Source organism: Luteococcus sanguinis (assembly GCF_039527675.1).
GTDB classification, from domain to species: domain Bacteria; phylum Actinomycetota; class Actinomycetes; order Propionibacteriales; family Propionibacteriaceae; genus Luteococcus; species Luteococcus sanguinis.
In genome coordinates, this window is sequence record NZ_BAAAKI010000024.1 from 12,069 (window position 1) to 24,137 (window position 12,069).

General features: G+C 67.8%; 10 protein-coding genes and 1 tRNA gene. 4 read left to right on the forward strand and 7 right to left on the reverse strand.

The window, feature by feature from the left end; translation table 11 throughout:
- The 4 genes from ABD089_RS12410 to ABD089_RS12425 form a co-directional block, all read right to left on the reverse strand.
- On the reverse strand, positions 1-720 hold a 720-nt coding region (locus tag ABD089_RS12410; protein ID WP_343886746.1), incomplete at its 3' end, for a type 1 glutamine amidotransferase domain-containing protein.
- Positions 721-846: 126 nt separating this feature from the next.
- Positions 847-1,551 (reverse strand): DUF5134 domain-containing protein, encoded by a 705-nt coding sequence (locus ABD089_RS12415; RefSeq protein ID WP_343886747.1) that lies wholly within the window; start codon positions 1,549-1,551, stop codon positions 847-849.
- 85 nt (positions 1,552-1,636) lie between these two features.
- A complete protein-coding gene (locus ABD089_RS12420) occupies positions 1,637-3,133 on the reverse strand; it encodes a HAMP domain-containing sensor histidine kinase (RefSeq protein ID WP_343886748.1) in 1,497 nt (498 codons plus the stop codon).
- Positions 3,134-3,799: a response regulator transcription factor gene (locus ABD089_RS12425; protein WP_343886749.1), complete on the reverse strand. Its 666-nt coding sequence runs from the start codon at positions 3,797-3,799 to the stop codon at positions 3,134-3,136.
- A gap of 142 nt (positions 3,800-3,941) precedes the next feature.
- On the opposite strand from ABD089_RS12425, the gene ABD089_RS12430 reads away from it, so the two are divergent.
- The 4 genes from ABD089_RS12430 to ABD089_RS12445 all read left to right on the forward strand — a co-directional run bounded on the left by ABD089_RS12430 (position 3,942) and on the right by ABD089_RS12445 (position 8,288).
- Positions 3,942-5,255, forward strand: coding sequence for a sensor histidine kinase (locus ABD089_RS12430; protein WP_343886750.1), 1,314 nt, complete (start codon positions 3,942-3,944; stop codon positions 5,253-5,255).
- A gap of 30 nt (positions 5,256-5,285) precedes the next feature.
- Positions 5,286-5,954, forward strand: a complete 669-nt coding sequence (locus ABD089_RS12435) for a response regulator (RefSeq protein WP_343886751.1) — start codon at positions 5,286-5,288, stop codon at positions 5,952-5,954.
- A 289-nt stretch (positions 5,955-6,243) separates the two neighbouring features.
- Positions 6,244-7,125 carry an ABC transporter ATP-binding protein gene (locus ABD089_RS12440; RefSeq protein WP_343886752.1) on the forward strand — a complete coding sequence of 294 codons (882 nt, stop codon included), beginning with the start codon at positions 6,244-6,246 and terminating at the stop codon, positions 7,123-7,125.
- Entirely contained in the window at positions 7,122-8,288 is a 1,167-nt protein-coding gene (locus ABD089_RS12445) for an ABC transporter permease (protein WP_343886753.1), read from the forward strand. Before ABD089_RS12440 ends, ABD089_RS12445 begins: the two co-directional genes overlap by 4 nt.
- Positions 8,289-8,352: 64 nt before the next feature.
- On the opposite strand, the gene ABD089_RS12450 is transcribed toward ABD089_RS12445, so the two are convergent.
- From ABD089_RS12450 to gyrA, 3 genes are all read right to left on the reverse strand, one after another.
- Positions 8,353-8,426: transfer RNA gene (locus ABD089_RS12450), tRNA-Ile, on the reverse strand.
- A gap of 144 nt (positions 8,427-8,570) precedes the next feature.
- Positions 8,571-9,257, reverse strand: coding sequence for a DUF3566 domain-containing protein (locus tag ABD089_RS12455; RefSeq protein ID WP_343886754.1), 687 nt, complete (start codon positions 9,255-9,257; stop codon positions 8,571-8,573).
- A complete protein-coding gene (gene gyrA / locus ABD089_RS12460; RefSeq protein WP_343886755.1) occupies positions 9,250-11,997 on the reverse strand; it encodes a DNA gyrase subunit A in 2,748 nt (915 codons plus the stop codon). Before gyrA ends, ABD089_RS12455 begins: the two co-directional genes overlap by 8 nt.
- Positions 11,998-12,069: the final 72 nt, after the last annotated feature.

Here is a 12,069-nt window from a genome sequence, read left to right on the forward strand (position 1 = left end):
GGCGCGCAGTTCCTCGGCGGCCTCGGCCTGTTCGGCCTTCTCGGCGCGGACGAGCGTCGTCAGGATCTTGACGACCTCCTTGGCGACGCCAGCAGCGGAAGCAGGGTTCTGGCCGGTGACCAGGTTGCCGTCGACGCTCACGGCCTCCTCGAAGTCCTCGCGGGCGGCGACCAGCTCGGCGCCTTGGGCCTCCAACTCGCTGGAGAGCAGGAAGGGGACGGCGTCGCTGAGGCCGATCGCGGCTTCCTCGGAGTCGGTGAAGGCCGAGACCTTGCGTCCCTCGACGATCCGCAGGCCGTTGGTCAGCTCGACGTCCAGCAGGCCGGACGGGCCGTGGCAGACGGCCGAGACCACACCGTCGGTCTCGAAGACCTCTCGGACGAGGCGCTGCAGGTGCGGGTTGCCGCGGAAGTCGACCATCGTCCCGTGTCCGCCGACCAGGTAGATCGCGTCGTACTGGTCGGCCTCGACGAACTCGATCTTGGCCGTGTTGCGCAGCCCGGCCTGGACGGTGGCGTCGTTCTCGTAGAGCTCGGTGATCTCGTCGCGCTCGCTGTTCGGGTCGATCGGCGGGGTGCCGCCCGTGATGGACGCGAAGTCGACGGCGTGGCCAGCGTCGCGGAAGACCTTCCACGGGTCTGCGGCCTCGCTGAGCGTGTAACCGGTGGGGTGCCCCGACATGTCGTCGGCGCTGGTCAGGACAAGCAATACCTTCTTCATCCCTCCAGCCAAGCGGGTCGGTGTTCGGGGCGAAAGGGATTCAGCGCCCCGCGAAGTTGCTTTCGTGGCGCTCGCCGACTGGTTGGCCAGAGTGCTCGGGCAAGGTGGTTGACCGGACCGACAAGCTCAGAAGGAAAGGTGGGCGAAGGCCGGGATCAGCGTCACCATCAGGCCGGTTGACATCCAGAACATGCCGAAGTTCATGGCGAAGTCGTTCAGGTCGGACGGGCGGTTGACGGACGAACGGATCGCCCGCACCAGCGCGGACAGACCGGCCCACAGCAGCCACGCCATCAGCGGGAGGCCGACGACGGCGATCCACCAGGCGCTGGAGTGGCCGCTGGCCATCGCCGAGGAGTGGTGCATGCCATGGGCTGCGGTGGCTGACGCGGACGGGGTGGCACCCATCGACGCCATGGCCGGCATCGAGGGCATCGGGCTCATGGACGAGCCGACAGGAATCGAGGCCATGGAGTGCATCATGATCGACATGCCGACCAGGTGCCAGACCATAGCTGCGAACATCAGCGTGCAACCGGCGGCATGGGCTCGGTGGCCCGGCTTGGCCTGGATCGCGCGCCACGCGAACCACACGACGCCGATCGCCATCAACGCGATGAAGACCCACAGCGGCACCACCTTCACCAGCGGACGCCAGACCGAGCGCGGCACCATCACCAGCATGACCAGCGCCATCAGCAGGTGCAGGCCGTGGGAGACCCGTCCCGCTCCCTTGGCTGTCGCCAGCGCCCGTGACTCCCACAGCGTGGAGAAGAGGAAGAGGACGAGCAGTGAGACGAACTTCACGGGGATCGCGGTCAGGGTGAACATCGGGTCGCTTCCGGACGGGGACACTGGTCACCCAGTAGTCGTCGGCAGGGTCGGCAAAGTTCCCAGGACTTTCGCGGACGTGCGCTCAGACCCCGGTTTCGGCGTAGCGGGCGGATGTCTCCGGATGTTCCGCCGCCCCCACACTCGCCTCGACCGGTGAGACCTCGTTCACGGTGGCGGGCATGGCACGCGGCAGGAAGAACTCGAAGACGGCACCCGTGGGCGGGATGTCACCGTCCTCGTCGCGGGGAAGCTCGAAACCGGTCGCGTCCAGGCACACCACGTCCCCGCCGTGGGCTCGGGCATAACCACGGGCGATCGGAAGTCCCAGGCCGGATCCCTTCGTGGTAGAGGCCGTGGCCGCCAGCCGCACCAAGCGGTCGAAGACACGCTCGCGGTCGTCCGGGGCGATACCGGGGCCCGAATCGACGACGCGCACCACGGCCATCTCCTGCTCGGCGATCGGGTCGACGCGGCTGGACAGATCCACCACCACGGTCCCCTCGGGTCCAGCAGCCCGTGCGGCATTGTCGACCAGGTTGCGCAGCACCGAGGTGATGCCCTGCCGGTCGCCCTTCACCAGCAGGTCAGGTCCGCGGACGAGGAAGCGCAACCGCGGCATCGTCAGCGACATGCGTCGGCCCTCGGCTGAGGCAAGGTCCGCCAGGTCTAGGGTCTCGGGGCGCAGCTCCGGGCCGGCGTCGACGCGGGCCGCCTCCAGCAGGGAGTTCACCAGTTCACCGCCCCGATGCGCCTCGCGCGCCAGCAGGTAGGAGAGCTGTTCGCGCTCCTCCACCGCATCCTCCGGCAACTGGATGATCGACTCGGCCGCCGCCTTGATGCCCGCGAGCGGGGTCTTCAGCTCGTGGGCCGCGTCCGAGAGGAAGCTCTTGGTCTGCTCGGCCGACGCACGGGCCTGCTCCTCGGCTGACCGGGCGCGGATCTCGGCGCCCTCCAGAGCGTCGAGCATCTCATCGATGGCGGCCGCGGTGGCACCCACCTCGGTGGTCGTCACCGGCGAGGCCATCCGCAGTCCCCGCTCACCGTCGGCGATGCGGTTGGCACGCTCCACCATCGTCTGCAGCGGCTTCAGGGCCACGTCTGTGATCGCGATCGTCAGCAGGGAAGCCCCAGCCAGCCCGATGATGCCGACGATCATCAACGTGGTGTCCAGTGAGCGTCTGGTGCCGTCGAGTTCGGCGGTGGTCGTCCAGACCTCCACCGTGGCTCCCTGCAGGGCCGGCTGCGTGGTGTCGAGGATCTCGACGACGGTACGAGCGTCCTGCTCGGGCGGGTGACCCATGGTGCGGCCGTCGGCGAGGGTGATCTCGACGAAGACGTCATCGCTGCCACCGAAACGGATCGTCGGCTCGACGTCGGCCATCAGCGCCTCTGCGTCGGTGGCCGTCCGCGCCTTGTCCAGGACATACGACGCGGAACGGTCGAGTGAATCGTCCAGTGCCTGGCTCTGGCGGTTCATGAACAGGGCGTCGACGATGATCCCGACCGTCAGCAGGTTGACGAACAGGACGACGAACATGGCGCCCAGAACTCGCGCCCGGATGGACCGGGTACCGATCATCTACGAGATGCCCAACCGGTAGCCTCGGCCGCGCACGGTGTGGATCAAGCGCGGGCCGTGCGCCTCCAGCCGACGCCGGAGGCTGGAGATGTGAACCTCGACGATGTTCTCGTCGTAGCCGTCATAGCCCCACACTGCCGTCAGCAACTGGGTCTTGGAGACGACACGGTCGGGGTGGCGGGCCAGCTGGGCCAACAGCCGGCGCTCGGTCTCGGTCAGGTCGACAGTGGCGCCACCACGGGTGACGATCGCGGCGTCGTCACCGATCGTCATGTCACCGATCGTCACCGAGCTACCCACCGCCCCGGTGCGGCGCAGGATCGCCTCCACCCGGGCCATCAGCTCGACCATGGCGAAGGGTTTGGCGAGGTAGTCGTCCGCACCTTGGGAGAGGCCGCGGATTCGATCGGTCATCTCGTCGCGGGCGGTGAGCATCAACACGCCGGCGCGCGACAGCTTGCGCACCACGCCCAACAGCTCGAAACCATCCCGGCCACCGGGCAGCATCACGTCGAGGATGACGAGGTCGGGCTGGTTGGCGGTGATCGCCCGTTCCAGCTGGATGCCATCGGCCAGCGCGTGGGCGAGATGGCCCTGCGAGCGCAGCGCTGACACGACTGAGGCGCGGATCACCTCGGAGTCCTCCACGATCAATACCTTGCTCACACAGACATTGTGCCTCCTGACAGTGGAGTCCCGCCATGTGCCATCCACCATTGGGTCAACAGTCCACGAAGCACCTTCCCCCGCGTGGATTCCCCCTCCAGACGGAGGTGGCGGCCCATACCTGACCATAATGTTTGCTCCCGTGAGCTGGTTGGAGTGGTTTGGCGGGGCCGACGGGTGGGTGCGCCCGCGCCCCTCGTTGGCGCGCGCGGATATCGTCACCGGGGTCTTGGTGGCGCTGGGCCTGACAACGACGCTGGAACTGATGCGTTCCTTCGCCGATTTCGAAGGCGCGCGGCCCCACTGGGTCGAGTACCTGGCGCTGGGCACCGTGTCGATGCTCGTCGTGCTGCGGCGGCGCTGGCCGTTGACGGTCACGGCGCTCGTCTTCGCGCACTTCTTCGCGGCCTCCTCGTGGGTGCCCGAGGTGGGCTACACGATGACCTACCAGATGGTCGTCTTCTTCCTGCTCTACTCCGGCGTGGCGTGGGCAGCCGACCGAAGGGTGGTGGCCGTACTGGTGTTGGCGCTGGCGCTGGGCTTCACGGTGTGGCTGGGCTGGGACTTCGCCGTCGGACAGGGCATCTCCCGTGCCCGCGAGGCCTACGGCATGGCCCGTGGCGGCTTCCTGCCACCGGTCACCGCCTATGTCCTGTTCACCGCCTTCGTCAATGCCCTCTTCCTGCTGGGTTCCCTCGCCATGGGCCAAGTGGCCTGGCGGCAGGCAAGCGGCGAGGCCCGGTTGGCGGAGCAGGCGGAACTCATCTCCACGCAGGCCGCTGGCCTGCGCGAACAGGCCGTCGTGGACGAGCGCCTGCGGATCGCCCGCGAACTGCACGACGTCGTCGCGCACCATGTGTCGGTGATGGGGATCCAGGCCGCGGGCGCCCGCCGCTTGATCACCAAGGATCCGGAGCGGGCCACCGAGGCGCTGGGTCATGTGGAGCAATCCTCACGCACGGCTGTCACCCAGATGCGCCAGCTGTTGGGTGCCCTGCGTGGTGCGACCGAGGCAGGCGGGCACGAGAGCAGCGTCGGTGGGTCTGGACGCGACCCCCAGCCCACCCTTGACCAGCTGCCGAAGCTGGTCGACCAGTTGCGGGCCGAGGGTTTCGAGACCGACCTGCAGCTGGTGGAGCACCCTCAAGGGGCTGCCGCGCAGCTTCCGCTGCCCGTGCAGTTGTCCCTCTTCCGGACGGTCCAGGAGGCGCTGACGAACGTCCGCCGGCATTCCACGGCCCACCGGGCCCAGGTGGTGGTTCGGGTCGAGGGGAGTCGCCATGCCGAGGTCGAGGTGCTCGACGAGGGGCGTCCGCGCGGCGGCACCTCGGGCTCAGGCCTGGGGCTGCTGGGGATGCGCGAACGCGTCACCTCCCACGGCGGCGAGAGCGAGATCGGCCCGCGGGTGACCGGGGGGTACCGCGTCCGGGTACGGTTCCCGTTGACGCAGGTGTGAGGGGTGACGCAGGTGTGAGGGGGGCAGGCCATGGTCACGGTGTTGCTGGTGGACGACCAGCCATTGGTGCGCACGGGTTTCCAGATGATCTTGGCGGTCGAGGACGACATCCAGGTGGTGGGCGCCGCCGCGAACGGTGAGGAGGCCGTCGAACTCGCCCGCCGGGAGCGCCCGGACGTGACGTTGATGGACGTCCAGATGCCCGTGATGGACGGGATCGAGGCGACCCGGGCCATCGTCGGCGAGGACCTCTCCCGGGTCGTCGTGCTGACCACCTTCGACCGGGACGACTATCTCTTCGACGCGCTGGGCGCCGGAGCCTCGGGGTTCCTGCTCAAGAATGTCGAACCCGACCGACTGGTGGAGGCGATCCACTGCGCCGCGAACGGCCATGGCCTGCTGTCACCGGAGGTCACCCGCCGCGTGATCGCCCGGATGAGCCCGTCCCAGCAGGAGACCGTGGCACCCGGCGCCCATGTCGCGGCCGCCGGTCAGGTGCACGTTCCCGATCTCACCGAGCGCGAGCGTGAGGTGTTGGCGCTGGTCGCCGAGGGTTTGAGCAATGCCGAGATCGCGGCCCAGCTGTTCGTCGGCGAGGCGACGGTGAAGACGCACGTGTCGAACCTGCTGGCCAAGTTGGGCCTGCGTGACCGGGTGCAGGCGGTGGTCTGGGCCCACCGGGCTGGGTTGGCTGGTTGATCTGTTGCCCCCTTGGTCGAGGGTGGGGCGCAGGGACCGCCGCCCGGCCCTCCCCTCACACCAGCGGTTCTCCCGTGGTTGGGAGCTGGTTCCCCAGTCCGGACTCGCCCGTGGCCACGCATTGGGTGGCGAAACTGCTGTGGTCGGCAGAAAGTCCACCCAGTCCGGGGGCGAGGCTCTCCCGTCCCCCATCTCCATCTGACGGCGGAGGTGGCAAGCTCCGTCCCCCGGCTGATCCCTTGGACCCTCGGCGCTGGTTGGCTGGAACCAGCTCGAAAAGGGAGGCTCGATGCTCGAGGTCAGAAACCTCACCCGCCGTTACGGCGACAATGTGGCCGCCGACGACATCTCGTTCGAGGTGCCGCGCGGCCAGATGATCGGTTTCGTCGGAGGCAATGGTGCCGGCAAGACCACCACGATGCGGATGGTGATGGGGCTGTTGGCGCCCGACGCCGGCGAGGTCCGCTGGGACGGACACCCCGCCACCATGGAGGACCGCTCCCACTTCGGCTACATGCCCGAGGAACGCGGCCTGTACCCCAAGCAGCCGATCCTCGACCAGCTCGTCTACTTGGCCCGGCTCAAGGGGGCCACAACTTCCGACGCGCGTTTGGAAGCAGTCGACATCCTGACCCGCTTCGGTCTGGGTGAGCGCACCAAGGACAAGCTGGAGAAGCTGTCGCTGGGCAACCAGCAGCGCGTCCAGATCGCCGCCGCCGTGATGGCCAACCCGACCTGCCTGATCCTGGACGAACCCTTCAGCGGACTCGACCCCGCGGCGATCGACGAGATGGCCGATTTGCTGCGCGCCCGCGCGTCCGACGGCATCCCCGTGCTGTTCAGCTCCCACCAGCTGGAACTGATCGACCGGCTCTGCGACGGGTTGGTGATCCTGTCCCGGGGACGTGTGGTCGCCAACGGTTCGAAGGCCGATCTGGAAGGACGTGGACGTCTGCGACACCGCCTGGTGGCCAGCACGGACGTCGGCTGGGTGCGTGACCTGCGCGGGGTGCAGGTGGACGACGTCGCGGGGCACACCGCGATCGTCGAGTTCCTCGAGGAGGGCGCCCAGCGGGCACTGCTGGAGGAGGCGCTGCGTCGCGGCGAGGTGTACGAGTTGGGCAGGCTGCGCCCCAGCCTGTCGGAGATCTACCGAGAGGTGACGGCATGACCACGAGGAATGCCTGGCGCATCGTCGCCATGCGCGAGATGTTGGTGAAGCTCACCGACAAGACCTTCATCCTGGGGACGCTGAGCACGCTGGTGCTGGTCATCGTCGCGTCCCTGTTGGGCGGTTTCCTCTCCGACCGGACGACGAGCGTCGACCTCGCCGTCACCGACCAGGCCGGCATGACCCTGGCGCAGGAGGTCGGCCGGAACGCGGGCGAGAAGACCCACGTCGTCCCCCAGCAGGTCGCCGACGTGGCCGCTGCCGAGAAGATGCTGCTGGATGGGGACGTGGACGCGTTGCTCGCCAAGGACGCGTCCGGCGCTTGGCAGCTGACCTTCAAGCGGGAACCGAACGACACCCTGCTTGCGACCACCCAGCAGGTGCTCCAGACCAATGAGCTGACCGCGCTGGCCGACAAGGCCGGCACCGACCTGCCGACGGTGATGTCGCGCAGCGTCGTGCAGACGAAGTTGCTGCAGAGCTCGCAGGACCAGGTGATGGCCAGCCGCGTGCTCGGCTTCGTCTTCGGGATGTTGTTCATGATGTCGGCCCTTACCTACGGCATGCAGATCGCGCAATCGGTGATCGAGGAGAAGCAGTCACGGATCGTGGAGATCCTGACCGCCGCGATCCCGGTGCGGCAGTTGTTGGCCGGCAAGGTGATCGGCAACACCGTGCTCGCGATGGGGCAGATGGTGCTGCTCTCGGTCGTCGGACTGGTCGGTGCCAGCTTCACCCAGTTGGGCGACATGTTCACCGGGATGGCTGGTGCCGTGGCGTGGTTCCTCGTCTTCTTCCTGGCTGGCTTCCTTGCGTTGGCGTGCATCTGGGCCGCCGCCGGGGCGATGGGAACCCGCAACGAGGACCTGCAGCAGACCTCCCAGCCGCTGATCTGGATGTTGATGATCCCCTACATGGCTGGCTTCCTCGCCACCGGCACCTGGCGGGTGATCCTGAGCTATGTGCCGATCGTCAGCTCGGTGCTGATGCCCGCCCGGATCGTCGCTGGCGGCCTCGCCTGGTGGGAGCCGGTGCTCGCGCTGCTGATCAACCTGGTGTTCGCGGCGTTGACGATCCTGGTCGGGGAACGGATCTACCGCCGGGCGTTGCTGCAGACGCAGGGCCGGTTGAGCTTCAAGGACGCCTTCCAGCTCGCCCGCTGAGCGCTGCGGACAACGTCCCAGACGCAGAAGAACCCCGGTCGATGACCGGGGTTCTTCTTGACTGTGGGCCTAACTGGACTTGAACCAGTGACCTCTGCCTTATCAGGGCAGCGCTCTAACCGACTGAGCTATAGGCCCGCACTTCGTTGCGAGCGAACTGGCAACGACGTGGAACTCTACCGCAGGTGGCGCCGCGCGCTCAAATCGGGCGACCCGCGCTCCCGAGCCGTGTTGTTGGAGCTGGCCGAGGGAGCCCTCGGCCACGGAACCACGACCAAGAACTCAGTCCTCGGCGAGCGTGACCTCCAACCCACCCATCACCGATGCCGCCAGGTTGTACAACCAGCTGAACAGCGTCGCGAGGGCGGTGAGCAGCACCACGTTGATGGCACCGATCAGGGCGGTGAATCCGAGCAGGCGTCGGCCGTTGATGTAGTCGTCCAGCCGGAAGCTGTTCTGCGCACCGGGAGAGGCCAGCAATTCATTGACGGCATTGTTGATGGAGTCGAAGACCCCGGACGCATTGACCAGGCCCCAGACGATCCAGGTGGCGACGAACATGATGATGGCGCCCGCGATGGAGAACAGGAACATCGTCTTCATCACCGACCAGGGGTCCAGCCGGGCCAGCCGCAGCCGGGCCTTGCGGGTGCGCCGGGTGATCGACGGCATCCGTCCGGCACCCACGCTGGCTCCGGTGGCCGCGCCGGCACCGGTGACCGCGCCGGCACCAGTGTGGGCGACGTCGTGCGGGTCGTCGTCGTCGGTGAGAGCATCGGAGACCTTGTCTGACACCTTGGCGCCAACGGCGCTGGCGGCGGTGCCGACCCCGGCGGCCGTCTGCGCCATCTTCGCGCGGGCCCGGCTCACGGCCGAGCCGAAGGACGAGGTCTCGGTGGCAACGGAGGCCGAGTCCTCGCCTGTCGCCGCCTTGGCGCCGGTCGTTGCCGCCTCAGTGGGGTCACTCACCGGATTCCTCCTGGTCGTCCTCGGTCACGTCGTCCGTGGCCTGTTCGTCCTCAACCGTAGCGGGATCAACGGCGCCCTCGGGTGCCGACTCGACGGGCGAATCCTGCTCGGTCTCGGTTGCCTCGGCCCCGCCAACCTCGCCAGCCGGCTCCTCATCGGTGGGCTCGGGCTCGTTGTGCTCGGGGTTGAGGGCGATCTGGAGCACCGTGTCGTCACCGCGGACGCCGACGAACTTCACCCCCATCGTGTCGCGTCCCTTGACTGCGACCTCGGCCACGGACGAGCGGGTGATCTGGCCGGAGGTCTTGATGGCGATCACCTCGTCGCTCTCGCTGACCACCAGACCACCAACCAGTTGCCCCCGGTCCTCGTTGAGCTTCATGGCCTTGATGCCCAGGCCACCGCGGCCCTGCTGGCGGTACTCGCTCACGGCGGTGCGTTTGGCGAAGCCACCGTCGGTGACGGTGAACACGTAGCGGTCGTCCTCGGGCATGTCCGCGTTGATGACGGCCATGCTCAACAGCTCGTCCCCCTCGCGGAACTTCATGCCGGTCACACCGGAGGTTGCGCGACCCATGGGGCGCAGCTGGTCGTCACCGGCGCCGAACCGGATCGCCTGGCCCTTTCGGGAAATCAGCAGCACGTCGTCCTCGGCGCTGCACAGGGCGGCGCCGATCAGCTCGTCGTCGTCCTCGCGGAAGTTGATCGCGATGACGCCGGCCTGGCGGGTCGAGTCGTAGGCCGAGAGCTCGGTCTTCTTGACCAGGCCACGACGGGTGGCGAGCAGCAGGTGACTGGCGTCGGAGTAGGAGCGCAGGGTCAGCACCTGGGCGATCTTCTCGTCGGGCAGGAAACTGAGCAGGCCGGCCACGTGGCCGCCCTTCGCGTCGCGTCCGCCCTCGGGCAGCTGCCAGGCCTTGATCCGGTAGACCCGGCCGCGGGTGGTGAAGAAGAGCACCCAGTGGTGGTTGGTGGTGGTGAACAGGTGCGCCATCTCGTCGTCGGAGCGCAGCGTCGCCCCCTTCACGCCCTTGCCGCCGCGCTTCTGGACGCGGTACTGGTCGCTCTTGGTGCGCTTGGCGTAGCCGCCGTGGGTGATGGTGACCACCACGTCCTCGTCGGGGATGAAGTCCTCGTCTGAGAAGTCGCCGTCAGCGGCGATGATCTTGGTACGACGCTCGTTTCCGTACTTGTCGGTGATCTCCTGCAGCTCCGCGGCGATGATCTCGCGCTGGCGGGTCTCGTTGGCGAGGATGTCTTCGAGGTCGGCGATGTGGGCCTCGATCTCGGCCAGACGGGCGCGGATCTTCTCGATCTCCATCGCCGCCAGGCGGCGCAGCTGCTGGTCGAGGATGTAGGTGGCCTGCTTCTCGTCGATCGAGAGCAGCTGCATCAGCCCGTCGCGGGCGGCCTCGGCGGTGCGCGACGAACGGATCAGCGCGATCACCTCGTCCAGCCGGTCGAGGGCCTTGACCAGTCCGCGCAGCATGTGGGCATCGGCCTCGGCCTTGGCCAGCTGCCAGCGGGTGCGGCGCTGGATGACCTCGACCTGGTGCTTGACCCAGTAGGAGATGAACTGGTCCAGGCGCAGTGTGCGCGGCACCTCGTCCACCAGAGCCAGCATGTTGCAGCCGAAGGTGTCCTGCAGCTGGGTGTGCTTGTACAGGTTGTTCATCACCACGCGCGGCTGGGCGTCGCGCTTGAGGACGATGACCAGGCGCTGGCCGGCACGGGCGGACGACTCGTCGCGCAGGTCGGCGATGCCGTTGATCTTGCCGGCGTTGACCAGGTCGGCGATCTTCTCGGCCAGGTTGTCGGGGTTGCACATGTACGGCAGCTCCTTGGCCACCAGCAGGGTGCGTCCGTTCTTGTCCTCTTCGATCTCGATGATCGCGCGCATGGTCACCGAGCCGCGGCCGGTGCGGTAGGCGTCCTCGATGCCGTTGCGGCCGACGATCGTGGCGCCGAGCGGGAAATCGGGGCCCTTGATGCTCTCCATGCAGGCCTCGAGCAGCTCCTCGGGGGAGGCATCAGGGTGGGCCAGTGCCCACTGTGCGGCGTCGTTGACCTCGCGCAGGTTGTGCGTGGGGATGTTGGTGGCCATGCCGACCGCGATGCCCGTCGAGCCGTTGACCAGCAGGTTCGGGAAGCGGGCCGGCAGCACGACCGGCTCCATCTCGCGGTTGTCGTAGTTGGGGCGGAAGTCGACGGTGTCCTGGTCGATCTCGCGCACCATCTCCATCGCCAGCGGCGCCATCCGGCACTCGGTGTATCGCATGGCGGCGGCGGGGTCGTTGCCCGGGGAGCCGAAGTTGCCCTGGCCCTGGACCAGCGGGTGGCGCATCACCCAGGGCTGCGCGAGGCGCACCAGGGTGTCGTAGATCGCCGAGTCACCATGCGGGTGGTACAGGCCCATCACCTCGCCGACGACGCGGGAGCACTTGTTCCAGCCGCGGTCGGGGCGGTAGCCGCCGTCGTACATCGCGTACAGGACGCGACGGTGGACGGGCTTGAGGCCGTCGCGGACGTCGGGCAGTGCCCGGCCGACGATGACGCTCATCGCGTAGTCCAGGTAGGACTTCTGGATCTCGTCGTTCAGGTCGATCGGCTCGGTGCGCCCGTGGTTGGGCGCCTCGATGTCGTCAACGGTGCTGACGACGTCTCCGGTTGCGGGCGCGGCGTCACCAAGGACGTCATCGGCCGGATCGGTGCCCTCGGGCCCCTGGGGGGTCTCACTCATGCGTGTTGTCCCTTGTCAGTTGCGTGTTCTGTGAAGTTCGCTGGTCTCCCCGCCTGGGGAGCAATTCCGTTG